This window comes from Filimonas zeae (assembly GCF_014641615.1).
In the GTDB taxonomy this organism is placed as follows: domain Bacteria; phylum Bacteroidota; class Bacteroidia; order Chitinophagales; family Chitinophagaceae; genus Filimonas; species Filimonas zeae.
Genome location: NZ_BMIB01000004.1, coordinates 968,821 through 992,267, shown reverse-complemented (window position 1 = coordinate 992,267; position 23,447 = coordinate 968,821). Strand labels below are relative to the sequence as shown.

General features: G+C 45.9%; 22 protein-coding genes. 13 read left to right on the top strand and 9 right to left on the bottom strand.

What is annotated here, in order from left to right:
* Positions 1-263 precede the first annotated feature (263 nt).
* Complete coding sequence (locus IEY13_RS22540) at positions 264-1,145, top strand: phosphatase PAP2 family protein (RefSeq protein ID WP_188956484.1); 882 nt, start codon at positions 264-266, stop codon at positions 1,143-1,145.
* A 53-nt stretch (positions 1,146-1,198) separates the two neighbouring features.
* Here the strand turns inward: IEY13_RS22540 and IEY13_RS22535 are convergent, their stop codons facing one another.
* Positions 1,199-1,870 (bottom strand): hypothetical protein, encoded by a 672-nt coding sequence (locus IEY13_RS22535; RefSeq protein ID WP_188956483.1) that lies wholly within the window; start codon positions 1,868-1,870, stop codon positions 1,199-1,201.
* Positions 1,870-2,355 (bottom strand): DUF4240 domain-containing protein, encoded by a 486-nt coding sequence (locus IEY13_RS22530; protein ID WP_188956482.1) that lies wholly within the window; start codon positions 2,353-2,355, stop codon positions 1,870-1,872. The genes IEY13_RS22535 and IEY13_RS22530 overlap by 1 nt, the downstream gene beginning before the upstream one ends.
* 145 nt (positions 2,356-2,500) lie before the next feature.
* Between IEY13_RS22530 and IEY13_RS22525 the strand changes: the two genes are divergently transcribed.
* The 4 genes from IEY13_RS22525 (at position 2,501) to IEY13_RS22510 (ending at position 6,934) form a co-directional block, all read left to right on the top strand.
* On the top strand, positions 2,501-3,184 hold the full coding sequence (locus tag IEY13_RS22525) for a class I SAM-dependent methyltransferase (RefSeq protein ID WP_188956481.1): 684 nt from the start codon (positions 2,501-2,503) through the stop codon (positions 3,182-3,184).
* 715 nt (positions 3,185-3,899) lie between these two features.
* A complete protein-coding gene (locus IEY13_RS22520; RefSeq protein WP_188956479.1) occupies positions 3,900-4,979 on the top strand; it encodes an AAA family ATPase in 1,080 nt (359 codons plus the stop codon).
* A 10-nt stretch (positions 4,980-4,989) separates the two neighbouring features.
* Entirely contained in the window at positions 4,990-6,441 is a 1,452-nt protein-coding gene (locus IEY13_RS22515) for an RtcB family protein (RefSeq protein ID WP_188956477.1), read from the top strand.
* Between the two features lie 64 nt (positions 6,442-6,505).
* The gene (locus tag IEY13_RS22510) at positions 6,506-6,934 is read left to right on the top strand and encodes a YybH family protein (RefSeq protein WP_188956475.1); all 429 of its coding nucleotides are present in this window, start codon (positions 6,506-6,508) and stop codon (positions 6,932-6,934) included.
* On the opposite strand, the gene IEY13_RS22505 is transcribed toward IEY13_RS22510, so the two are convergent.
* The gene (locus IEY13_RS22505) at positions 6,931-7,707 is read right to left on the bottom strand and encodes a glycoside hydrolase family 25 protein (protein WP_188956473.1); all 777 of its coding nucleotides are present in this window, start codon (positions 7,705-7,707) and stop codon (positions 6,931-6,933) included. The genes IEY13_RS22510 and IEY13_RS22505 overlap by 4 nt on opposite strands.
* Before the next feature lie 17 nt (positions 7,708-7,724).
* Between IEY13_RS22505 and IEY13_RS22500 the strand changes: the two genes are divergently transcribed.
* The 6 genes from IEY13_RS22500 to purH all read left to right on the top strand — a co-directional run bounded on the left by IEY13_RS22500 (position 7,725) and on the right by purH (position 15,879).
* Positions 7,725-8,756, top strand: a complete 1,032-nt coding sequence (locus IEY13_RS22500; RefSeq protein ID WP_188956471.1) for a radical SAM/SPASM domain-containing protein — start codon at positions 7,725-7,727, stop codon at positions 8,754-8,756.
* A 49-nt stretch (positions 8,757-8,805) separates the two neighbouring features.
* The gene (locus IEY13_RS22495; RefSeq protein WP_188956469.1) at positions 8,806-9,267 is read left to right on the top strand and encodes a MarR family winged helix-turn-helix transcriptional regulator; all 462 of its coding nucleotides are present in this window, start codon (positions 8,806-8,808) and stop codon (positions 9,265-9,267) included.
* A gap of 26 nt (positions 9,268-9,293) precedes the next feature.
* Complete coding sequence (locus IEY13_RS22490) at positions 9,294-10,853, top strand: glycoside hydrolase family 10-like protein (protein ID WP_188956467.1); 1,560 nt, start codon at positions 9,294-9,296, stop codon at positions 10,851-10,853.
* Positions 10,854-10,898: 45 nt separating this feature from the next.
* Positions 10,899-12,116 carry a DegT/DnrJ/EryC1/StrS family aminotransferase gene (locus IEY13_RS22485; RefSeq protein ID WP_188956465.1) on the top strand — a complete coding sequence of 406 codons (1,218 nt, stop codon included), beginning with the start codon at positions 10,899-10,901 and terminating at the stop codon, positions 12,114-12,116.
* A 93-nt stretch (positions 12,117-12,209) separates the two neighbouring features.
* On the top strand, positions 12,210-14,348 hold the full coding sequence (locus IEY13_RS22480; protein WP_188956463.1) for a ComEC/Rec2 family competence protein: 2,139 nt from the start codon (positions 12,210-12,212) through the stop codon (positions 14,346-14,348).
* A 13-nt stretch (positions 14,349-14,361) separates the two neighbouring features.
* Positions 14,362-15,879 (top strand): bifunctional phosphoribosylaminoimidazolecarboxamide formyltransferase/IMP cyclohydrolase, encoded by a 1,518-nt coding sequence (purH, locus tag IEY13_RS22475; protein ID WP_188956461.1) that lies wholly within the window; start codon positions 14,362-14,364, stop codon positions 15,877-15,879.
* A gap of 613 nt (positions 15,880-16,492) precedes the next feature.
* Here purH and IEY13_RS22470 read toward each other — a convergent pair.
* The 6 genes from IEY13_RS22470 to mutY all read right to left on the bottom strand — a co-directional run bounded on the left by IEY13_RS22470 (position 16,493) and on the right by mutY (position 22,147).
* Entirely contained in the window at positions 16,493-17,875 is a 1,383-nt protein-coding gene (locus tag IEY13_RS22470) for a LutB/LldF family L-lactate oxidation iron-sulfur protein (RefSeq protein WP_188956459.1), read from the bottom strand.
* A 57-nt stretch (positions 17,876-17,932) separates the two neighbouring features.
* Positions 17,933-18,523, bottom strand: a complete 591-nt coding sequence (locus IEY13_RS22465; RefSeq protein ID WP_188956458.1) for a DUF3109 family protein — start codon at positions 18,521-18,523, stop codon at positions 17,933-17,935.
* Between the two features lie 14 nt (positions 18,524-18,537).
* Entirely contained in the window at positions 18,538-19,119 is a 582-nt protein-coding gene (gene gldD, locus IEY13_RS22460; RefSeq protein WP_188956456.1) for a gliding motility lipoprotein GldD, read from the bottom strand.
* A 24-nt stretch (positions 19,120-19,143) separates the two neighbouring features.
* Positions 19,144-20,484, bottom strand: coding sequence for a gliding motility-associated protein GldE (gene gldE, locus IEY13_RS22455; protein ID WP_188956454.1), 1,341 nt, complete (start codon positions 20,482-20,484; stop codon positions 19,144-19,146).
* Positions 20,485-20,512: 28 nt separating this feature from the next.
* Complete coding sequence (locus IEY13_RS22450) at positions 20,513-20,959, bottom strand: single-stranded DNA-binding protein (RefSeq protein WP_188956452.1); 447 nt, start codon at positions 20,957-20,959, stop codon at positions 20,513-20,515.
* Between the two features lie 108 nt (positions 20,960-21,067).
* Positions 21,068-22,147 carry an A/G-specific adenine glycosylase gene (gene mutY / locus IEY13_RS22445; RefSeq protein WP_229687966.1) on the bottom strand — a complete coding sequence of 360 codons (1,080 nt, stop codon included), beginning with the start codon at positions 22,145-22,147 and terminating at the stop codon, positions 21,068-21,070.
* A gap of 121 nt (positions 22,148-22,268) precedes the next feature.
* Here mutY and IEY13_RS22440 point away from each other — a divergent pair, with 121 nt between their 5' ends.
* Complete coding sequence (locus IEY13_RS22440) at positions 22,269-22,559, top strand: HU family DNA-binding protein (protein ID WP_116735569.1); 291 nt, start codon at positions 22,269-22,271, stop codon at positions 22,557-22,559.
* A 10-nt stretch (positions 22,560-22,569) separates the two neighbouring features.
* Positions 22,570-23,424, top strand: coding sequence for a tetratricopeptide repeat protein (locus tag IEY13_RS22435; protein ID WP_229687965.1), 855 nt, complete (start codon positions 22,570-22,572; stop codon positions 23,422-23,424).
* Positions 23,425-23,447: the final 23 nt, after the last annotated feature.

The window sequence follows — 23,447 nt, the reverse complement described above, 5'->3', positions numbered from 1 at the left end:
GATTTGGTATATTCTTTTACAAGTATAATTAGAAAAGCCTTAAAAAACGGTTATTGGTTTGTTAACGCCGGTAAACCGCATGTTTTTACGGCAGAATAACGAAAGCCGGAAGATGTTGTAATAATACCAACCTTTATTGTATAAAACCTGTTTTCCGGCTCACGGGCTTGAAAATCATACCGTTTTTGCAGTAAGTTTGCCTTTGTTGGTAAATGAATGGCAAATAGCCGTATTCCCTCAGTAAACAAGCATATCCAACGCTTATGAAAAGGTTCACTTTCCTTTTAGTTTTTATTTCATCCGTGTATTCTGTATTTGGGCAGGTTGATACTACAGGTATTAAACAGCCGGCTACCTTTTCCATGAAGGCGGAAAAGGCGCCCCGCGAAAAAGTGTATAAAATTAATCCCTGGTGGGAACTGCCTGCTGCCGGTGGGGCAGTGCTTTTATCCAGCGCGGGCTTTCGTAAACTGGAAAAAGTGTCCAGCATGACAACCGATGAGGTGTTGGCTTTAAACCCTAACGATGTAAATGGTTTTGACAGGCCGGTTATTTTTCACGATCCTTCCAAATATGCAAACGCACAGTCTAAGTCAGACCTGTTTTTAAATATCTCCATTTTCACTCCGGCCATATTAGCGCTGGATAAAAAGGTACGGAAAGACTGGATGGAATTACTCTCTCTGTACCTTGCTTCACATGCGGTAGATAATGCCCTGTATTTTGCTGCTGCGTTTTCTACCAGAAGGCCAAGGCCTTTCCTGTACAACAAAGATGTGCCTATTGAAGAAAGAGTAGGTGATAATAAAAGTAACTCCTTCTTTAGCGGACATACAGGTTTTGCAACCACTTCTACCTTTTTTCTCGTAAAAGTATATACTGACTATCACAATATTAAAGGCTGGAAAAGACTGGGTTTATACGGCCTGGCTACAGTGCCCGCGGGGCTGGTGGGTTTTTACAGAATGGAATCCGGCCGCCACTTCAGAACAGATGTATTGTTAGGTTTTGTGGCAGGGGCTGCCTCCGGTATTCTGGTGCCTGAACTGCATAGAATAAAAAAGAAATCAGGAAAGGCTATGGCATTTTCACCCTACTATGCGCCGGGTGGTGCAACCGGACTTACCATGACCATGGGAATTTAACGATCATAAGAAATAGTAAAAGAGCAGCTCCGGTAACGCAGCTGCTCTTTTATTTAGTCTGCCTGCGTAAGGTGTAGAATGCCGTAAGGATTATAGAAGTAGTCTCCGGGTGTATAAAAGGTACATGGCTCTTCCCGTATAGTATACACCGCGCTGTCGGGTGCGGTACTAAAGGTTTGGCCGTCTGTAATGGCCGGATCTTCCAGTATCTGATAAATACAAAATATATCTACCAGTTCAGCAGTATCCATCAGCTCGCCTATTGCGTCTGAAAGGGTATCTCGAAAACCCAGGTTGTGCATACCACAGGAATGGATGCTGTTATCCGCACCTTTTACCAGTAGCACAAAGGCTTCATAAAACCGGTGGTCGTGATCCATATGCACCAGTTCTTCCCATGCCTGTGTGTTAAAAGCCTTGCCGGATGTTTCTACCTTAATACCCAGTCCACCTGCTTTTAGCAATGTCAGGCCCGCCTGCATCATCTTTGCAGCTGCTGCCAGGCTGCCGCCTTTGCCGGAAAGCAACGCAATGGAAGCATGCTTCTCTATCGCACGTAGCTCTTCTGTGGAAAAACGTTGCAGGCCTGCGTGCTTAAAGGCATGTGCCAGCTGGTGGTCGTGCGGGCGCCATTCTATAACAACATCCTGTATTACAGGAAGGTCAGCCTGCAATTGCCAGTTGCCAGGAATGCACAATACAATAGTAATATCCTTGTCTGTCATTACCAGCCTCCGTTTGGGTTAGAGCCTGTTGCTATATTGTGCAAAAGGCCCTGGTGAAACGCTTCTTCAAACTTTTCTTCATACACGGTATAGGCTGCAAAGCCAAATATCTCAGCCTCTGCATCCATAGTAGCTTTAGAGGGCGTGGCGTCAATCATATTGTAATAAGTTTCTCCCATGCCAACAATAAAGCAGCGGCAGTATAAAAAGCCGTCATCAGAACCATCGGTGTATTCATGTATTTCTGCACGGTCTATATGGTGCAGTTTCTGCTCCAGAATTCGTATAAATTGCTCAAGTTCCTCTTTGCCCAGGTTGTTCAGCAGTCCGCAATAATGTTCGGTAACCGTATCTTCCAGCGCCATAGCCAACTCATCAATCTGCTCGCTGTGGTTGTTTATCAGTGTCTCTTTCCTCAGGGCATTGGCTTCAGGAAAAGCGGCCCAGGCCTTCTCTATCAGTTCCCAGAATTTTTGTTCGTTCATAACAGGCATTACTTTAATATCTATTGGTATTTCAACCTTGTAAGTTAGCGGTAATACATGTATGCTATAGCATTTATTTACCGGTAAATTTTGCATAATCAAAAGGTTATGATGTACAAAACCCGCAAGCAGGTAACTTTGCCGCATGAAAGATGTTTTGGGTAATGCCCTGCGCGATCATTATCAGCAACTGCAGACTGGTAAACTGTGGATTCATAATAAGTATGGTGCTAAAGAAGAGATGCCGGTAAATGTGTACTTCAGAAAGGAAGAACAGATGCCCGAGCTGGAGTTAGCTGTGTTAGAGCTGTGCCGCGGGCATGTGCTGGATATTGGTGCCGGTGCGGGCAGTCATGCGCTGTACCTGCAGAAGAAAGGATTAGAGGTAACTGCTATGGATGTATCGCCCGGGGCAGTAGCAGTAATGGAAACGAGAGGCGTAAAACAGGCGTTGCTAAAAGATATTTATGAACTGCAAAGTGGCTCCTACGATACTTTGCTGATGCTGATGAACGGAATAGGGCTGGCTGGTACAGTAGATGGGTTACGTAAATTGCTGCAGCACCTGAAGCTATTGCTGGCGCCGGGCGGGCAGTTGTTATTCGATTCGTCAGATATAGCTTATTTATATGAGGGGAATATTCCTGCTGGAGCTTATTATGGAGAAATTGCTTATCAGTATGAATACCGGAAAGAAAAAACGGATTGGTTTAAGTGGTTGTATATAGACAGGCAGTTGCTGGAAACAGTGGCTACAGAAGAGGGCTGGAAAGTTGAATTGCTTTTTGAAGATGACTACGATCAGTATGTGGCCAGACTTACCCTGTAATAAATTAAAAATATTTTTAACAGATTGCTTTGTGGTGTAAAAAAATAATCACAGCTTTGCATCATCAAAAACGAATAAAAATGTTACGCATTAATCTACATATAACTCAAAAATGGTTCAGTCCTCTGGGAGTGGCTATTTGCGGGGCTTGTAATGCGTTTAGTTAGGTTAGAATTATAACTGATTATACGAGGCCCCGCAATAAAAAGCGGGGCTTTTTGTTTTCCTCCCGCAGTCAGTTACATAATAATTCCATATAACCCAATGGATGTATGGTTTTGGCAGGCCAGTCAAAATTATACAGGTACGCTGTTGTCTGTAATGCAGCAGTAAGGTTGCATTATTATGTAATGAAATACATTATTGTTTGGAGGCTGTTAAGGTGCTACACTCCCTGAATGCGGAGGAGGGGAGTTGTGTGCCGTAACTAAATTGTATACAACCGGTAGTAATGAAATGAATGTAAAAGACCGGGAGTTGCTTTCCTGTATTCCCGATAACTCTGGGGGGAGATAGTAAGGATTGGTCTGCTTAGCTTTCTAAGTGGTAAGGATAGGCAACTCCGGCTTTTATGGTAGCAGAAATGTGTAAGCCGGATGATGAACACTGGTTTTTGTAACCCAAAAATAAACCCTGAAAAACGAGAGATGGGCGAGGCAACTCCCCATCTTTTACTCAAACCTCAAGGTTTACTATTCACAATCAATTGTAAGTAATGAACAACTTATATGAAGGCAAAGTAATAGATGCCAATAAAATATTTGATGACTATTTTCTGGATGTTAATGCATTGTACCTTTTTTGCTTTAACACATTACCCAGTGTAGCCAACTTCAGCGGTATAGATGATGGGAGGGCAATACAGCTATTCAGAGAAAAATTTGCAGCACTTATTAAGCATGAATACAAACAGCGCTGGTATAAGCAGCAGCAGAAAGTTTTTCAGTCCGGAATAACGGTGTTGGTACTTTCTAACAACTGCATTGTGCAGTTTGGTTCCGGGTATTGTGATATACTGCATGCCAGTGACCAGATGGCTTTTCTGGCAGAGATAGAGGCTATGGCTGTAAGGTTTAAAGAACGGCAGAAACGTGAGCCCCTTGAAATAAATCTTATTGTAGGTGGTGGTGGCGATCTGGATTTGAAAGCCATGGAGATAAAGCGCACAAAGCTGAATCTGGATCTTTTTTATGAAGATGATTTTAAAGAAGTGGATGAGCTGATAAGAAGTCGTTTGAATAAAAAGAATGACAAAGGCATAGTACTGCTGCATGGAGTACCAGGCACAGGTAAAACTACTTATCTGCGTTACCTGATAGGCAAGTTGAAAAAGCGGGTGCTGTTTCTGTCACCCAACGTGGTAAGTAATTTAATGGGGCCGGGTTTTATGGATCTGCTGATTGATAACCCCAATACCATTGTTATTATTGAAGACGCAGAGAATGTTATTATGGACAGAAGTTCTAACCAAAGTTCTGCGGTTTCCAATCTGCTGAATATATCCGATGGGCTGATGGCCGATTTTCTGAACGTGCAGCTGATATGCACGTTTAACAGCCCGCTTACTATGGTAGATAGTGCGTTGATGCGAAAGGGAAGATTGATTGCCCGGTATGAGTTTGGAAAGCTCAGTATTGAAAAAGCACAGCGTTTAAGCAATCATCTGGGATTTGACAGAGTAATTAACACACCAATGACGGTTGCTGAAATAAGTAACCAGCATGAACCTGAATTTGAGAAGAAGCAGGTGCAGGTACTCGGCTTCAGAAGCCAGCGTACGCTGCATACTGCATAAGAAAAGTAAAATGGCAAAATTGCAATTAAAAGCAAAAGAAATAAGGGCCCTGGGGTATGATGAAGGGCCGGTGGTAAGCATAGCTATGCAGGTAATGGAAAAGCATTATAAGCATGCTTCCAAAGAGGTGGCGCTGGATATATTAAAATCGGTACTGCAATCTCCTAATGACTTTGCGGCGAATGATGTGTTATGTAAAATAGCCAATGAACTGATAGAAGAGCAACCGGTACCCAGGTTTGAAGAAGTGCTGCGCGAAGCGGGCATTCCCTATAACGTGTTTGGCGTTTCTTTTATAGAAGAACTGGCTATTAAGCAAATGAACGGGGCTATGCAGTTGCCCGTGGCGGTTGCCGGTGCCCTCATGCCCGATGCGCATGCAGGGTACGGGTTACCCATTGGCGGGGTGCTGGCAACGGATAATGCGGTTATTCCTTATGGGGTAGGGGTTGATATTGGTTGCCGTATGTGCCTCAGCATTTTTGATATAGATGTAAAAGAGCTTACACAAAAACAGCAGTTCTTTACCAAAGCCCTTCACGAAAGTACCTTGTTTGGTGCAGGACGTGAGTTTGAGCAGGGCGGTGAGCATGAGGTATTAGATAGCCCGGCGTTTAAAGACATTGCTTTGCTAAGGCAGTTACAGTCTAAAGCAGCCCGGCAGTTAGGCAGTTCCGGCTCGGGTAATCACTTTGTAGAATTTGGTGAGGTGGTAATTGAGGAGGCAGATTCTGTGCTGGCTGTTCCTCCCGGTAAATATCTGGCGTTGTTATCCCACTCCGGCTCACGCGGCATGGGGGCTACTATTGCCACACACTACACACAGCTGGCGCGCGAAAAACGTCTGCTGCCTTCATCAGCACAAAACCTCGCATGGTTTACATTGAATGAAGAGGAAGGCATAGAATATTGGATAGCTATGAACCTGGCGGGCGATTATGCCAAGGCCTGTCACGATGTAATACACGCTAAGCTGGCCAGGCAGCTGGGAAGAAAGCCGTTGCGTACCGTTGAAAACCACCACAATTTTGCCTGGAAGGAAATGCACGAAGGCCGCGAAGTAGTGGTGCACCGCAAGGGGGCCACGCCTGCAGGAAAGGATGTGCTGGGCATTATTCCAGGCTCTGTTACTGCTCCGGGTTTTATTGTAAAAGGGCTGGGGCAGCAGGCTGCCATTTGCTCGGCATCACATGGTGCCGGGCGTAAAATGAGTCGTTCCGTTGCTATGGAATCCATCACGCAGCATGCATTGAATGCAGAGTTACAAAAGCATGGTGTAAAGCTGCTGGGTGGCGGGCTGGACGAAGCGCCGTTTGCCTATAAAAACATCGAAGACGTAATGAATGCGCAAAAGCAACTGGTTACTGCCGTTGGTCGCTTTTATCCGCGCATAGTAAAAATGGATGGGGGCACAGCGCGGCAATGGAAAAAAAGTAACCGGAAAACACCTGGCTTTGAATAGACGCCGTAAGGCAAACACCAATGGGCAGTTAGTATACTCTGCTTTTTTACGTAGGTTTGAAAGTATGAAACTACTAATTGCCCTTTTATTACTGGGTAGCACCACAGCTGCCTTTTCCCAGAAGCAAACGAAAGCCGGAGTGGCTATACGCCAGTTACTGGCACAGCAGTCAGATGCCTGGAATAAAGGCGATCTGGAAGCTTTTATGCAACCATACTGGAACAGCGATAGCCTGTTGTTTATTGGTAAGTCAGGCGTAAAGCACGGCTGGGCAGTTACGCTGGCCAATTACAAAAAAGGCTATCCGGATACGGCTGCCATGGGCAAGCTGCATTTTGATATTCTGGAAACCCGCATCCTCTCTTCCGAATATGTTTTTCTGGTAGGCAAATGGCATCTACAACGTACTATAGGCGATATAGGAGGGCATTTTACCCTGCTCTTCCGCTGCATTAAAGGGCAGTGGAAAATTATAGCAGACCATAGCAGTTAGTTAATCAGCAACCTGCTAAACTCTGTAGAGTCGCCGTTAAACACATTAAAATCTACCCGGGTACGTATACCATTTACCAACCCGGTTTCGTTGTGTTGCCAGAAAAGCCAGTCCCTGTCTATCCGCGGGCGCTGGGGCTGCATATAATGGGCCACCCAAAGTGGGTATTGGTCAAATTCCTTTCCCAGATAGTTGCTGTAAAAGTTTACATAGGTGTAAAGGATGGGGGTAACCCCATAAGCCTGCTCCACCATATCCAGCCATATTTTCACTTCCCGGCGCATGGCTTCGGGGCGTACATTGTATAAATGTTCTATATCCAGTACCGGAGGCAGATCGCCGGCCTGTAGTTTTACGGTGTTAATAAAATGCTGCGCCTGAATTTTGCCGCTTTTGGTGGGCAGAAAAAAATGGTAGGCGCCCCGGGGCATACCTGCCTCCTGCGCGTTTTGCCAGTTGCGTTTAAATTTCCTGTCCACATTACCCAGGCCTTCTGTGGCTTTTATAAAAGCAAATTGTATATGCACATCGCGTACACGCATGCGCTTTACATCCTGCCATTTAATATTGCCCTGGTACTTGCTTACATCAATGCCGTGTACTTCATAACCCCTGGGTATGTCAATACCAAAGTTGGCATAATGTTCGAAGCCCTGCTCTGCGTTCCATAAATCAATAAACCACCAGGCTGCAAAGGATAGGGCTGAGGCAACAAAAAGAACAGTAATTACCCGCCATTTACCTGATTTTGCCTGCTTTTTATTTTTTGCCATACTTTTACAAACATATCATGCCTTACTTTAATTTCAACGATAGCGTTAACCTTCTGTCCAAACTTACTCCAAAGAGAGTTTGGAATGCTGCCCGTGTTTACTCCAGTTATCAGGTTAGTAAGCTGGCGCGTAAGCCTGTTCAGTGGGGGTATCCGGTTTCTGTTTCTTTTGAGCCTACTACTTCCTGTAACCTGCGTTGTCCGGAATGCCCCAGTGGCCTGCGGGAGTTTACCCGCCCTACCGGCATGCTTAAAAAAGACTTTTTCCGCGAAACTATCGATGATATTTATAAGGAGCTGTTATACCTTATTTTCTATTTTCAGGGTGAGCCTTTTCTGAACCCCGATTTTCTGGATATGGTAAAATATGCCCACGATAAGGGTATTTATACCGCTACATCCACCAATGCGCATTATCTTACAGATGAAAAGGCCCGTAAAACCGTGGAAAGCGGGTTAGACAGGCTGATTATTTCCATAGACGGTACTACGCAGGATGTATATCAGCAATACCGGGTAGGTGGCAAGCTGGATAAAGTGCTGGAAGGCGCCCGCAATATTGTAAAATGGAAAAAGGAGCTTAAAAGCAAAAAGCCGTTTGTGTTTTTTCAGTTTCTGGTAGTAAAGCCTAACGAGCACCAGATTGAAGAAATTAAGCAGCTGGCCAAAGAAATAGGGGTAGACCAGGTACGTTTTAAAACGGCGCAGGTGTACGACTATGAAAACGATCCCAATCAACTCATTCCCTCAATAGACAAATTCAGCCGTTACCGTAAAAACAAAGCAGGCAAAATGACCATCAAAAGCGGCCTGAGTAATCATTGCTGGAAGCTGTGGCATGCCAATGTGATTACATGGGATGGGCTGGTGGTTCCCTGTTGTTTTGATAAAGATGCTATGCACCGGTTGGGCAACTTACGCACGCAATCTTTTAAGCAGGTGTGGAATAACGATAACTACAAACAGTTCAGACAGGAGTTAATGGCCAGCAGAAAGAATATAGATATTTGCGCCAATTGCAGCGAAGGGCTTACGGTGTGGGAAGAATAAAAAACTTACATATTTTTATATTGTTCGTTAACCGAAACAAGTACCTTTTATGAACATAGACACTGCTATACAGCAACCCCGCTTTCGTAACGAGTATCAGAAGGTTATGGTAAACATTCTGTACTCTGCCGGATGGATAACTGAAAACCAGAAGCGCTTTCTGGAGCCGGAAGATATTACCCCCCAGCAATACAACATTATGCGTATTCTCAGGGGCAGCACAAAGCCACTGAGTACGCTACAGATACGGGAGCGCATGCTGGATAAAATGAGCGATACCAGCCGTATTGTAGACCGTCTGCTGCTGAAGGGCCTGGTGGATAAAAAAGTTTGTTCTACCGATAAACGCCTGGTAGACATTACCATCAGCGAAAAAGGCCTGGAGCTGCTGGAAAGGCTGGATGCACGTAACGATGAGCTTGACTATATGGTATCTTCCACACTCTCTTCCCGGGAGGCAGAGGAACTTAACACCTTATTAGATAAAATGAGAAGCGCCGTTACGGTTTAGCTAATCAATACGGTTATCTTCGCCGTATGAAGCATAAGAGTATTCTTATATGTGTTTTGCTGGCCATGAATATTGTAACCGGCTTTGCGCAGTATTCCCCTAAGTACGAGTTCAGAGGTGTTTGGATTGCCACTGTAGAAAATATTGACTGGCCCAGCCGCAAAGGCTTGTCCGTAGCGCAGCAGAAAGCAGAATTTATCCGCATACTGGATATGCACCAGCGCAATGGTATGAATGCTATTGTTTTGCAGGTGCGTCCGGCCGCAGATGCTTTTTACCCGTCTGGCTTTGAGCCCTGGAGCGAGTATCTGAGCGGCAGGCAGGGGCAGGCGCCTGCTCCCCTGTACGACCCCCTGGCTTTTATGATTGAAGAAACGCACCAGCGGGGTATGGAGTTTCATGCCTGGCTAAACCCATACCGTGCTGTGTTTCATGTGGGCAAATCTTCTGTAGCGCAGGATCATATCACCCGCCAGCATCCCGATTGGTTTATTACCTACGGTACTATCAAATACTTCGATCCGGGACGTCCGGAAGTAATTGATCACGTAGAGGGTATTGTACGCGATCTGGTTACCCGCTACGAAATAGATGCCGTACATATGGATGATTACTTTTATCCTTATCCTATTGACGGAAAAGAATTTCCTGATAATGCTTCTTTCCGCAAATACAATCCTGCCGGACTTAACAAAGCTGACTGGCGCAGAAGCAACTGTGACAGCATTATTGTACGCCTGCACCAGGCCATCCGGGAAGAAAACCCGGAGGTGAAATTCGGCATCAGCCCGTTTGGCGTATGGCGTAATAAAAGCAAAGACCCGGAAGGCAGTGAAACCAGAGCAGGCCTCAGCAACTACGACGATTTATATGCCGATATACTGTTGTGGCTGAAAAAGGGCTGGATTGATTATGTAACCCCTCAGCTGTACTGGGAAATTGATCACAAACTGTGCGATTATGAAACCTTGCTGGACTGGTGGAGCACACACACCTACGGCAAACATTTGTACATAGGCCATGGTATTTACCGCGCAGGCACCAATGCTGCCTGGCGCAATAAGCACCAGATTCCTGATCAGATTGATCTGCTGCGCCAGTACGATAACGTGCAGGGCAGTATTTACTTCAGCAGCAAAACCTTCGAAAGCAATGCCAATGGCTGGAATGATAGCCTGCGTACCAGATATTATAAATTTCCTGCAATTATTCCTCCCATGAAGTGGATTGACAGCGTGGCACCCGCCAAACCTGCTATTGTAAACGCAGGTGAAAACGAGCCGCAATATGCAGCCAATCCCTTTCTTAAAATAACTGCACAGCTGGCAGATACTACCGCATCCATAAAAAGTATGGTGGTGTATTTTAGTAATACACCCGCGGTATTGGGTAAGCAACCCCGTATGATGGTAAATAACATTAAAGGTGGGGGCATAAGCTTTAACATTTTTGCCAACGATATACCGGCGGACTGGGATAATTGTTATGTAGCCGTTAGCGCACTGGGCTGGAATAATAACGAAAGTGATATCAGCAACGTGGTGCAGTTTATAAAAACACCTAAGGGGTGGGTGATTCCGAAATAATGATAACTTTGCTTTCCCTCAATTAAAATTGTCAATTTATATACTATGCCTGGATACGAATTATTTGGCGCAGAAGAAAGAAAAGAAGTAAATGATGTACTGGAAACCGGTATCATTATGCGTTATGGCTTTGATGGTCCCCGTAAGGGCAACTGGAAAGCCAAAGAGCTGGAAGCAGCCATTTGCGAAACCTTTGGCAGCAAATATGCGCAGCTTACCTCCAGCGGTACCACCGCGTTATCTGCTGCTATGGCAGTGCTGGGTATAGGTTATGGCGATGAAATTATTATGCCTTCTTTTACTTTTGTGGCCAGCTTTGAGGCGGTATTAAGTGTAGGGGCTGTTCCTGTGCTGGTAGATATTGACGAAACACTTACCCTGGATATTGAAGCAGTGCGTAAGGCTATTACCCCCAAAACCAAATGCATTATGCCGGTTCATATGTGTGGCAGCATGGCCAGACTGGATGAGCTGAAGCAGATATGCGATGAACATAAACTGATTTTACTGGAAGATGCCTGCCAGAGCATTGGCGCTACTTACAAGGGCAAATCTGTAGGTACCATTGGCCATGCAGGAACTTTTTCTTTCGACTTTGTAAAAACCATTACCTGCGGCGAGGGCGGTGTGGTAATGACTAATGATGAAGCTTTATATACCAAACTGGATGGCTATACCGATCATGGTCACGACCATTTGGGCGTAGACCGTGGTGCAGATCTTCATCCTTTTATAGGTACCAACTATCGCATCAGCGAATTGCATGCAGCAGTAGGTCTGGCGCAGATAAGAAAAGTACAGGGCTTCCTGGCTACCCAAAAGAAAAACCATACACAGCTGAAAAGCATGCTGGCAGCTATTCCGGAAGTAAGCTTCCGCGTTATTCCTGATGAAAGTGGTGATAGCTGTTCCTTTATCAGCTGGTTTCTGCCAACAGAAGCACTTACCAAAGCAGTAGTTGCTGAAATGAAGGCGCAGGGCATTTTACCCGGCAACTTTTATTGGTTCGATAATAACTGGCACTATGTACGCAAGTGGGATCATTTGAAAGAGGTGAAAAGCTTACAGCCTGTAAGTCCTGAACAAACAGCTGCATTACAAAAGCTGCAAGCGCAGGATTTCTCTGCCAGCGATGCTATTATCAGCCGCTGCATTTCAACCAGCATCAGCCTGCTGTGGACAGAAGAGCAGATTGCAGATAAAGGCGCTAAAATGGTAGCCGCAATTCAAAAAGTATTACAGGCCAGCCCGGTAACGGCCTAAGCCTTCTTTGTAAAATATCCTTTGGTAAAACCACTGCCGGCAACGGCAGTGGTTTTTGTTTTTATAACCTGTTTAAACCGCTGTTTGCTATATATGGATAACCTGCTGCCTGCTTTACGGCAAATTCCTTTCGGCCGTATTCTGCTGGCCTTTATTGCCGGTATACTGCTGCAAAACTATTGTCCTTGCCCTGCCCGCTTGTTGCTGGCAGGCGCAATACTGCTTTCTGTTATATGGGCTGCATGGTTGTTGCTGCCCGTGGGTTTTCAATACCGTTTCCGGTGGGTACAGGGTATTGTGCTTTCGGGCATGCTGGTGGTAACGGGCGCGGCGGGTGTGTGGCTGCAAAGCATCCGCAATCATCCTGCCTGGCTGGGCCATACTTATCAGCAGGGTATGCCGTTGCTGATGCAGGTAACAGAGCCCCCGGTAAGCAGGCCTGCATCGTGGCGTGTAATGGCACAGGTGCAGGCAATGCAGATAAATGGCCAATGGATGCCTGTTACAGCAAAGCTTTTACTGTATTTTCAAAAAGATACTGTGCCACCACCTGTACCCGGTACGCAGTTAATCAGCAGCAAGGCATTGCAGGGCGTAAGTAGTTTTAATAATCCGGGTGGGTTTAACTATGCTGCGTATTGCGCCCGCCAACACATTTTTCATCAGGCATACCTCCGCACCAAAGATTATCAGCTGGTGGGTGTGCAGGCGCTGCCTGCCTATCAGCGTATACTGGCAAACGCGCGGCAGGCGGTGCTGGATAATATACACCGGTACATTGCCGATAAACAGCTTGCCGGTGTGGCAGCTGCCCTGCTGATAGGTTACCGGGATGAGCTTGACCGCGAATTGCTTACTGATTATGCGGCAGCTGGCGTGGTGCATGTAATAGCTATCAGCGGCATGCACCTGGCAATGATTTACGGGTTGTTGTGTGTAGTGTTAAAGCGGTTAAAGCCGCACAGGCAATTGCGATGGGTACACGTTATTATTACCCTGCTGGTGCTATGGTTGTTTACAGGGCTGGCGGGTGCGGTGCCATCTATTACCCGCAGTGCTGTTATGTTTTCTGTAATAGTATTGGGGCAGGCTTTTTACAAACGCCATAATGCTTTTAATAACCTGGCAGCTTCTGCTTTTCTGCTACTGGTGCATCATCCTTTTTGTTTGTGGGATATTGGTTTTCAGCTTTCCTATGCAGCCGTTGCCGGTGTAATGCTTTTTTACCAACCCCTGTACCAGTGCATGATATGGCAAAACCGTATGCTGGACTATATATGGCAGCTTACGGCACTAACGTTGGCAGCACAGGTGCTGGCTTTGCCGGTAGTGCTGTATCATTTTCATCAGTTTCCCGTGTTCTTTGTGCTATCCAATCTTTTTATAGTGCCATTATCGGGTATTGCATTGTATGCCGCTATGGTTATGCTGGCTGTATATTGGTGGCCATGGCTGGCTGCGTTAACGGGTAAGCTGGTTGCCTGGTGCATTGCAGCTATGAATGTGGTGGTAAAGCAGGTGGTGGTTATGCCGGCAGCTACTACAGGTGCAGTGGCATTCAATGACTGGCAGGTGGCCTTAATGATAGCGGGTATACTAAGTATTTGCTACAGTGTGTGGCTACGGAAAAAGGCAGGGTGGATGGCCGGGGCAGGTATGCTGGCCGCAGTGCTTGTTATAGATGGTATTGGTTTGTGGCAAAGCCGCAGCCAGAAAAGGTTTGTAGTATATAATATTCCCTCTGCTACGGCGTTGGATTTTATAACCGGTACGCGCAGCTACCTGGCGGGCGATGCTGTGGTTTGGCAGAACAGAGAACTGTATACGCGGCATATTGTACCGGCACATACCTGCTGGCGTGTGGGCGGTTGCGCCCGTGCAGCGGCGCTTTCGGCAATACCTGTATTTACATTCGCAGGTAAAAAAATTGCACTGGTTACAACAGCGCTGGTACCCACAGCAGCAAATGCACGGGTTGTAACAGCGCCTGTATCCACAGTTGCCAATGCACCGGCGGCAAAGGCCAGGTTGGCAGCGGTAGATGTGCTGGTATTAGGCAACGAAGCCGGGGCGCAGGTGGCTGAACTGACGCAGTTATTTGGCTGTAACCAGGTGGTTTTTGACAGCAGTAACCCTGTGTGGAAAATAGAAAAATGGAAAAAAGCGTGCAACGGCCTACATTTGCGCTTTCATTCTGTGCCTCAGGATGGGGCGTTTGTAATGGAGCTTTAAACACAATAGAATCATGCAAAAGAAAATCCAGTCTGCACTAATCTCTGTTTTCTACAAAGATGGTTTGGAACCCATTGTAAAAGAATTAAACCGTTTAGGTATTACCATCTATACCACCGGTGGCACCCAGAAATTTATTGAAGACCTTGGAATTCCCTGCGTGGCGGTTGAAAGCCTTACCACTTACCCGTCTATACTGGGCGGACGTGTAAAAACCCTGCACCCTGCGGTATTTGGTGGTATTCTGGGCCGCAGATACGAAGCACAGGATCTGGCAGAAATGAAGCAGTACAACATTCCGGAAATTGATCTGGTAATTGTAGATCTGTATCCGTTTGAAGAAACCCTGCGTAACACTTCGGAAGAAAAAGCAATTATTGAAAAAATAGATATCGGCGGTCCTTCTATGATCCGCGCTGCTGCCAAGAACTTTAAAGATCTGGTGGTAATAGCCGCTAAAGATGACTATGCGGTGCTGGAAGAAATGCTGAAAAAACAGGCAGGCGAAACCTCACTGGAGCAGCGCAAAGCCTTTGCTGCAAAAGCATTTGAAGTAGTAATGAACTACGATATTGCTATCAGCAATTACTTTAACCCCGGCGCTACCGTACACTCTAACAGTGCCAACAATGGTAAGCAGGTGTTACGCTACGGCGAAAACCCGCACCAGAAAGCTACTTTCTATGGCGATCTTACCCAGCTGTTTACCCAGCTGAACGGTAAGGAACTGTCTTATAATAACCTGGTGGATGTAGATGCTGCCGTACAGCTGATTGGCGAATTTGCCGGCGGCGATACTGTGTTTGCTATTATCAAGCACACCAACGTATGTGGTGTATCTGCCCGCAAAACTGTTAAAGAAGCATGGGATGCTGCACACGCCGGTGATACTGAAAGCGCCTTCGGTGGTGTACTGGTAACCAACGGCACGGTTGATAAAGCCACTGCTGAAGCCATCAACGAAATTTTCTTTGAAGTATTAATTGCCCCGGCTTTTGATGCAGACGCATTGGAAGTATTAAAAAGCAAGAAGAACAGAATTCTGCTGGAACTGAAAAAAGGTGCCAAAGCACAAACCCAACATAAAACCTTATTAAACGGCGTACTGTCTCAGGATAATGACGAAGGCAACTTTGCTGAGTGGAAAGAAGTAGGTGGCCGCTATGCTACTGATGCGGAAAAAGAAGACCTCACTTTTGCGAATCTGGTATGTAAGCACCTGAAAAGTAATGCTATTGCACTGGTTAAAAACAAGCAACTGGTAGGTAAAGGCTGCGGACAAACCAGCCGTATAGATGCCCTGCGCCACGCCATTGAAAAAGCGAAGCAGTTCAACTTCGATTTAGCGGGTGCTGTACTGGCTTCAGACGCATTTTTCCCTTTCAATGATTGTGTGCAGATAGCGCATGAAGCAGGTGTTGTTGCTTTTATTCAGCCCGGCGGCTCTATCCGCGATAAGGATAGCATTGAGTATACGGTAACCAACAATCTGGCTATGATTATCACCGGTATGAGACATTTCAGACATTAGGATTTTATCGCCGGCCTTGTGCCGGTTAAGTAATAACAAGGGCATTTCACTAACCATGAAATGCCCTTCTTTATTTTATAGCATTTCTGCCCGTGGCGCTAAACGTATTCCTGCTTTTGAGATTTACTGCTATTATTCACCGCTCAGTTAATACATAGCAACGGTCGCTTAATCCCCGGAGGCGATCTGTCGTTTCTTTCAGCAGTGCTCACGAAGCTGTGGTGAGGGCTCATCGAGACGTGGTGAGCCCTCACGGAGTGCTGGTGAGCGCTCATGGAGACGTGGTGAGCCCTCATGGAGTGCTGGTGAGGGCTCATCGAGACATGGTGAGCACTCACGGAATGCTGATGAGCGCTCATCGAGACATGATGAGCCCTCACGGAGTCATGGTGAGGGCTCATCGAGCCGTGGTGAGTCCTCACGGAGTGCTGGTGAGCACTCATCGAGTCGTGGTGAGCCCTCACGGAGTGCTGGTGAGCACTCATCGAGTAATGGTGAGCCCTCACCAGCACCCGATGAGCAATGTAAAATCGCCGGAAAGTGCAGAAAAATCGTTGCGGTAAAAGGCAATGCCTGCCGCTATAATAACTTGAACCTGCTGAAACAGAGATAATTATTTAGCGGCGCTGTGTTTTTCGCGCCACATTTCGTTGAAGGTTTTGGGGCTGAAGTGAAGTTCGCTGCGGTGCTGCGTCCAGCCTTTGAATATTTTGTTTACCACCTTGTTTTTGAGGTTGCCGTTGGCCAGGTTCATCATTTTGCGGTTCAGGCTGGCCTGCTTCCACATTTTCCAGGCTATGCGTTCTGCCAGGGTGCTATTGCCGTTTTCTACGGCTTCGTGCCGGTTTTCCAGTAACAGCTCATGCAGATTAATACGTACGGGACAAACCTCTGTGCAGTTGCCACATAAGCTGCTGGCGTAGCTGAGGTGCTTGTAATCGTTCATTCCACGCAGGTGCGGGGTAATAACCTTGCCTATAGGGCCGCTGTAGGTAGTTTCGTAGCTGTGGCCACCAATGTTTTTGTAAACAGGGCAGGCGTTTAAGCAGGCTCCGCAACGAATGCAGTACAGTGCTTCGCGGGTGGCGGGGTTTTGCAGCAGGTTGGTGCGGCCGTTATCCAGCAGTATTACATACATTTCTTCGGGGCCGTCTGTTTCGCCGGGTTGGCGTGGGCCGGCTACAATGGTATTGTAAGCGGTTACTTTCTGCCCTGTGCCGTAGGTAGAAAGCAGGGGCCAGAATAAGGCCAGATCCTGCAGAGAAGGTATTACCTTTTCTATACCTACAATTACAATATGTGTTTTGGGCCATGCACAGCTAAGGCGGGCATTGCCCTCATTTTCAGTTATGGCTATGGCACCGGTATCGGCAATTATAAAGTTGGCACCGGTTACACCTACTTCTGCTTCAATGTATTTATCCCGCAGTTTCTGGCGGGCAATCAGTGTAAGCTGTTCGGGGCTTAAGCCGGGTGCTACGCCCAGTTTATCGGCAAACAGGCGGGCCACATCTTCCTTGCTTTTGTGCATGGCAGGGGTTACAATGTGGTAAGGCGGTTCGCCATCCAGTTGCTGAATATATTCGCCCAGGTCGGTTTCTATACTTTCAATGCCCTGCTGCTCCAGAAAATGGTTCAGGTGAATTTCTTCTGTAACCATGCTTTTGCTTTTTACTACGGTACGGCACTGTTTGGCGTTGCAAATGCGGCCTATTTCGTATAAAGCTTCGGCAGTGTCTTCGGCCCATATTACTTTGGCGCCGCGGGCGGTAATGTTTTTTTCAAATGCTTCCAGTTGCTGGTCCAGCGTTTCTATAGCGCGCCATTTCAGGTTTTTCGCGTTTTCGCGGGCCTGCATTACGTTAGAAAACTGGGTTTTACCCTGCGGAACTGCAGCATTGTACCGGCCAATATTAAAATTAATTTTGCGCCTGTGTTCCAGATCGGCGGCACGTACGGTACTCTTGGCTATAAAGCTGGCTGCAGTTTCCTTCATATGTTTCGTTTGGTAAAAGCCGGAACTGTGCAAAAGTAGTTCCGGTTTTGGCGGTGGTTACGCTTTTTGTTCTTTCATATACTGGGCAGTCTGGTCCAGCGTTTGGTAAAACTCCTCACCGTAATGGCGTGTAATGGCTTCTTTCAAAAAAACATAAGCCGGAACCTTCAGCTTTTTACCCAGTTTGCAGGCGGCCTTGCAAAGGTCTTCCCGCGGCTCGTAGTTCATGTACTCCATAGAAGGATCCACCTCGCTATGGCTTATTTTAATGGGAAACAGGTGACAGCTGATGGGCTTTTTCCAGGGAATTTTGCCATCCAGGTAAGCCTGCTCAATGCCGCATTTAATAACCCCTTCGGTGTCGCGGAAGGCGTAGGTGCACATTTCACCTTTAATGGTAGGGGTTACCCAGCCAAAATGTTTATCGTAAATGAATTTGCCCTGTTTTTCGTTCTCCGAAATACCTTCCGGCGTCATGTATGGCAAAACCACATCGTAATAATCTTTCAGATAATCCAGCTCGCTCTGTAACAGCGGAGCACCGGCGTCGCCATCTTCGCAGCAGCCTCCTTTACACCTGGTAAGATCGCATACAAACTGCTCCTCTACCACCTCATCACTGATCAGTACATTATCTATCGCTATCATGGGGCAAAGGTAGTTTATTTCCAGCGGAAGGTATTTATCATGTGCCGCATGTCATCTACCAGAAAGTTGTTTACCGGCAGCAGCGAATCCTGGTTAGGCGTGGCATCAAAATACAGCGCACCACGCAAAAAATGACGGGTGGAGTCGGTAAGAAAAAACTGGTTGGCTGTGGCTACATCGCCCCCCACTTTAAAAAACATACCGTGAATATTATTGGGGGTAACCATCAGCGAATCATCAATAGAATTGGCTTTTACGGTGTGTTTGCCCGTCATATTAAAAGCATCGCCTATCAGCTTTTCCAGCTGGTAGCTGCCTATGGTTTTGTAACTCACATACAGCCTGCTGTTAAACTGCGGAAAGTCAATATTTACCCACCACGGATTTTCCGGGGCAGCCCCGAAAAACGAAGTATCTCTGGATATTTGTGCGTAAGCGGGATATTCAAAAGAGTAGGGGTAGCCGGGTTCGTTGAACGTCTTATAGGTTTTGGCCGGAAAATCTATTTTAAAATAGCCTTTGGGCCTGGGCGTATAAGGGGAATTGCAACTCCATAAAGCCATTACAGCTACCAGAACAACTGACAAAAATTTCATGGTGTAAAACTAAGGGAAAGCGCATTACACCACAGGGCGTATGGCCACTTTCACTTTCTGTAGCCTGTTTTTCTCTATCTGCATTACGGTAAAATCAAAATCGCCGCTGTTAATTACCTGTCCCTGTTTAGGTATTTCTCCTGCCAGTTCCAATACCAGACCCGCAAGGGAGTCGCTATCGCCTTTTACCTGGTCAAAAGTGGTAAGGGGCAGCGCCAGGGCTTTACATACATCGTAAATCATGGTTTTGCCGTCGAAAATATAAGTGCGGTCGTCTATTTTAGTAAAGGCGGCTTCTTCCTCCTCATCAAATTCATCCTTAATATCGCCGATTACCTCTTCCAGAATATCTTCCAGCGTTACAATACCACTGGTGCCTCCGAATTCATCTACTACTACGGCTATGTGAATGCGTTTGGCCTGAAATTCTTTCAGCAGGTCTTCAATCATTTTCTGTTCGTGTACAAACAGCGGCTGACGCATCAGAAAATGCCAGTCAAAATCGGCCGGGCTGTCCAGATAGGGCAGCAGGTCTTTAGTATTGATAATACCGGTAACCTCATCCAGATTTTCTTTGTAAACGGGCAGGCGGCTGTAGTGCAGGTCTTCTACCTGTGCAATCAGTGCCTGAAAGCTGGTGTTGAGTTCAATACCGCTTACATCTATACGGGTTTTCATTACCTGCTTTACGGTAATGTTACCAAACTTGGCAATGCCCTTTAATATGCTTTTTTCTTTTTCAGAAGTGGCTTCGCCTGAGCTTTTGTCAATAGCCTCATCCAGCTCCTGCATGGCGTAATCGTTTCTGTCAGTAAGCTTATGGTCGGTAATGTTCAGGTACTTAATAGCAATATTAGACAGCCAGTTTACTGCATAACCGGTGGTTTCTACCAGAAAGCCCACGTCTTTAGCAAAACGTATGTTGTTTTGGGTGGCCATTACTTTGGGCATAACCTCGCAAAATAACAGCAGTAACAAGGTAACAGATGCTATTTTAATTAAAAAGTGCACCCAAACCAGTTCATGATCCAGTATTACCAGATCATCAATAAGAATATTGGTTATGATAATGATGGCAATATTGGCTATACAGTTAGATATAATAAAACTGGCCAGCAACTGGCGTGGGTTTTCCAGCAGGTCTATAATACGTTTATACGACGGTTGCTGCTTGGTTTTAAGCAGATTAATGTCTTTACCTGTAAGCGAAAAAAAAGCAACTTCAGCGCCTGAAATAGCAAAGGAAAAGCCCAGCAGCAACACCAGCAGTATTACCAATACGGTAGTAGCCTGTGTGTCTATGTGGGCTGCCAGTATCCATCCGGTACGAAAAAACGATGTAACAGTCAGCGGAACAGCCACCATGTGTATGTTTTAGAACGTACAAAGATATTTAAAATGGCAATCCCTCCGACGGATCCGATCCCAGTGAAGAAGGTGGAATGTCCTCATTACTAAAGCCTTCTATCTGATCTGATACTCCGGAAGAAGGGTAAGCGCCATGATCGCTGCGTTTATCCAGCATAATCAGGTTGTCGCCTACTATTTCGGTAGCGAATTTTTTGTTGTTGTCTTTATCTTCCCAGCTGCGGGTGCGCAGGCGTCCTTCCACATAAATAAGGCTGCCTTTGTGCAGGTATTTCTGCGCCAGTTCGGCAAGGCCCCTCCATAATACAACGGTATGCCATTCAGTTTGCGAAATGAGTTTGCCGGCTCTGTCTTTATATGTTTCTGTTGTAGCCAACGGGAATTTGGCTACTGCAATATTTCCTTCCAGGTACTGTACATCCGGATCTTTTCCCAGGTTACCTATCAGCATTACTCTGTTAACTCCTCTCATACAATTGAGTTTATTAATCGCCTGTTATTGTAATACGTTACGTTGTCTCAGATATGTTTCTAAATGAAAAATAAGAAAAAACTATGAAAAAATCCATGCCAGAAACATTTAAAACAAAAGACTATCCCTTTTTTTAGGGTCAAGCCACATATTCACCAGACGGGGAAAGGCCAGCTCCTGCATACGGCTGCGGCTTACCCAGTTAAATTCTTTGAGGGGGGCGGGTATCTGCGGCAGGTTTACCTCAATAAACTGCGCTTTAATGGTTTGATGTGTCAGCTGTTGCGATAGAATGCCGCTGATAGAAAGTATGTCGGGTGCAGACTCTCCCAACTGATCGCGGCACCATTGTTCAACAGCGGCTCTGGTCCACGTGGTTTTTTCGGTACTTTCTACCAGGTAAAACTCATGCAGGTTTTCCCATATATCTCCTGCGCCGCGTTTATGTATCAGCGTTTTATTTTGTGCGTTAAGTATAAACCAGGTAAAATGCCTTGTTTTCTTCTGCAGTATTTTATTTTTTACCGGCAGCATGTTTACCCGGCCATGTTTGCGGGCATTACAGGCGGTTTGGAGTGGACAAACGGAACAGGCGGGGGCCATGGGTTTGCAAATGGTGGCTCCAAAATCCATAATAGCCTGGTTAAAAGCGCCGGGCATTTTTTTATCCAGCACTTCATTGGCCAGTTCTGTAAACAGTGCTTTGCCTTCTGTGCTATCGGTAGGCGTGTCTATATTAAAAAAGCGGGCTAGTACCCTGTATACGTTACCATCTACTACAGCATAAGGCAGGTTAAAGGCAAAAGATGCAATAGCGGCGGCTGTGTACGGGCCAATGCCTTTGAGAGCTACAATATCAGTATAGGTATCGGGAAACACGCCATTGTACTGATTTACAATGGTGCGGGCAGTAAATAATAAATTTTTGCAACGGTTATAATAGCCCAATCCCTCCCACAATTTAAATACCTGCTCATCGGGGGCGGCTGCCAGTTGTGCAACGGTGGGGTATTTACTGGTGAAGTTTTCGTAATACGTACGCCCCTGTTCTACGCGTGTTTGCTGCAAAATAACCTCGCTTAACCAGATTTTGTAGGGATCTTTTTCCCCTTTCCAGGGCATCTGCCGGTTGTTTTGAGTAAGGTGCCACTCCATTAAAGAGGCAGTAAATTTCTTATAAAGCATCATAAATATTCCAAATATTTGCCATTCAACCCCCAACATCTTTTAAAAAATCTGCATTTTTCTTTCGATATCTGCGTTTTTGGTCTTATTTTAGATTCGACTAAACAAGAATAAACGAACCAAAATGAGAAAGTCCGACCTGATCAACAATATCTCAGATAAAACGGGCATCCCTAAGGTAGATGTTTTAGTAACCTTGGAAACCATGCTGAAAGAAATTAAGGAAAACCTTTCCAAAGGAGAAAACATTTATATCCGCGGATTCGGCAGTTTTATCACTAAGAAACGGGCAGCTAAAATAGGCCGTAACATTAAGAAAAACGTTGCAGTTGAAATTCCGGAGCATTTTATTCCGGCCTTTAAGCCTTCTAAAGAATTCGTTAACGAGGTGAAGCAAATGCGCAAGGAAGAGTAACTTCGTGCGGATGAAAAAAGTTTTGTTTATTACAGGCGGTACGCTTGTATTATTTGTTCTTGTGTTTTTTTCGGGATGTTCTTCTGAAGATAATAAGTCCGTAACCAATACTAACAGCGATGCCGGGGCCGCCCCGGCTAGTCGTGTTATCACTACAGACACGCTGCTTGCCCAGGCTAAGAAAACATTGAATACTACCCAATTACAGTACATTACCCAGCTGGAGAGCAGTGTTGCTGCCGGCGGTACACAACCCCAACAAATGGAGGCTTACCGTAAGCTGGCCCACTTCTGGGGCGATAGTGTGCACGTACATGTTCTGGAGCTTTATTACCATGCTCAGGCCGCTAAATTGGAAAATTCTGAAAAAAGCATCACCTTTGCTGCCCATTTGTTGTTAGACGAGCTGATGGCGGAGCAGGAGAGCCCGGCCATTCAGCAATGGTTAGGATTGCAGGCGAAAGAATTGTTTGAGCAGGCATTGAAGCTGAATCCTTCCAACGACTCATTAACAGTGGGGTTAGGAGCGTGCTATATGTTTGGTAATGTATCAGATAACCCTATGGAGGGCATTCTGAAAGTGAGAGAGGTAGCACAAAAAAATCCTGACAACTTATACGCTCAAATGATTCTGGGGTTGGGTGGCATGAAAAGTGGCCAGTTTGATAAGGCCATTGAGCGTTTTACAATCATTGCAAATAAGCAACCGGACAACCTGGAAGCGTTGTTTCACCTGGCTGAAGCATATGAAAGAAAGGGAGATAAGGTAAACGCCGTAATCTGGTATAAGAAAATTCAGAAAGTGGTGCCTTTGCCGGAAGCAAAAAAAGATATAGCAGAGCGCATAAAAACGCTTGAGCGATAAATGTTCATTTGAATTTGTATAAC

Bases quoted from the DNA above. Each gene is read 5' to 3' on its own strand.
- IEY13_RS22540 (WP_188956484.1), top strand. From the start codon at position 264: ATGAAAAGGTTCACTTTCCTTTTAGTTTTTATTTCATCCGTGTATTCT.
- IEY13_RS22535 (WP_188956483.1), bottom strand. From the start codon at position 1,870: ATGACAGACAAGGATATTACTATTGTATTGTGCATTCCTGGCAACTGG.
- IEY13_RS22530 (WP_188956482.1), bottom strand. From the start codon at position 2,355: ATGAACGAACAAAAATTCTGGGAACTGATAGAGAAGGCCTGGGCCGCT.
- IEY13_RS22525 (WP_188956481.1), top strand. From the start codon at position 2,501: ATGAAAGATGTTTTGGGTAATGCCCTGCGCGATCATTATCAGCAACTG.
- IEY13_RS22520 (WP_188956479.1), top strand. From the start codon at position 3,900: ATGAACAACTTATATGAAGGCAAAGTAATAGATGCCAATAAAATATTT.
- IEY13_RS22515 (WP_188956477.1), top strand. From the start codon at position 4,990: ATGGCAAAATTGCAATTAAAAGCAAAAGAAATAAGGGCCCTGGGGTAT.
- IEY13_RS22510 (WP_188956475.1), top strand. From the start codon at position 6,506: ATGAAACTACTAATTGCCCTTTTATTACTGGGTAGCACCACAGCTGCC.
- IEY13_RS22505 (WP_188956473.1), bottom strand. From the start codon at position 7,707: ATGGCAAAAAATAAAAAGCAGGCAAAATCAGGTAAATGGCGGGTAATT.
- IEY13_RS22500 (WP_188956471.1), top strand. From the start codon at position 7,725: ATGCCTTACTTTAATTTCAACGATAGCGTTAACCTTCTGTCCAAACTT.
- IEY13_RS22495 (WP_188956469.1), top strand. From the start codon at position 8,806: ATGAACATAGACACTGCTATACAGCAACCCCGCTTTCGTAACGAGTAT.
- IEY13_RS22490 (WP_188956467.1), top strand. From the start codon at position 9,294: ATGAAGCATAAGAGTATTCTTATATGTGTTTTGCTGGCCATGAATATT.
- IEY13_RS22485 (WP_188956465.1), top strand. From the start codon at position 10,899: ATGCCTGGATACGAATTATTTGGCGCAGAAGAAAGAAAAGAAGTAAAT.
- IEY13_RS22480 (WP_188956463.1), top strand. From the start codon at position 12,210: ATGGATAACCTGCTGCCTGCTTTACGGCAAATTCCTTTCGGCCGTATT.
- purH (WP_188956461.1), top strand. From the start codon at position 14,362: ATGCAAAAGAAAATCCAGTCTGCACTAATCTCTGTTTTCTACAAAGAT.
- IEY13_RS22470 (WP_188956459.1), bottom strand. From the start codon at position 17,875: ATGAAGGAAACTGCAGCCAGCTTTATAGCCAAGAGTACCGTACGTGCC.
- IEY13_RS22465 (WP_188956458.1), bottom strand. From the start codon at position 18,523: ATGATAGCGATAGATAATGTACTGATCAGTGATGAGGTGGTAGAGGAG.
- gldD (WP_188956456.1), bottom strand. From the start codon at position 19,119: ATGAAATTTTTGTCAGTTGTTCTGGTAGCTGTAATGGCTTTATGGAGT.
- gldE (WP_188956454.1), bottom strand. From the start codon at position 20,484: ATGGTGGCTGTTCCGCTGACTGTTACATCGTTTTTTCGTACCGGATGG.
- IEY13_RS22450 (WP_188956452.1), bottom strand. From the start codon at position 20,959: ATGAGAGGAGTTAACAGAGTAATGCTGATAGGTAACCTGGGAAAAGAT.
- mutY (WP_229687966.1), bottom strand. From the start codon at position 22,147: ATGATGCTTTATAAGAAATTTACTGCCTCTTTAATGGAGTGGCACCTT.
- IEY13_RS22440 (WP_116735569.1), top strand. From the start codon at position 22,269: ATGAGAAAGTCCGACCTGATCAACAATATCTCAGATAAAACGGGCATC.
- IEY13_RS22435 (WP_229687965.1), top strand. From the start codon at position 22,570: ATGAAAAAAGTTTTGTTTATTACAGGCGGTACGCTTGTATTATTTGTT.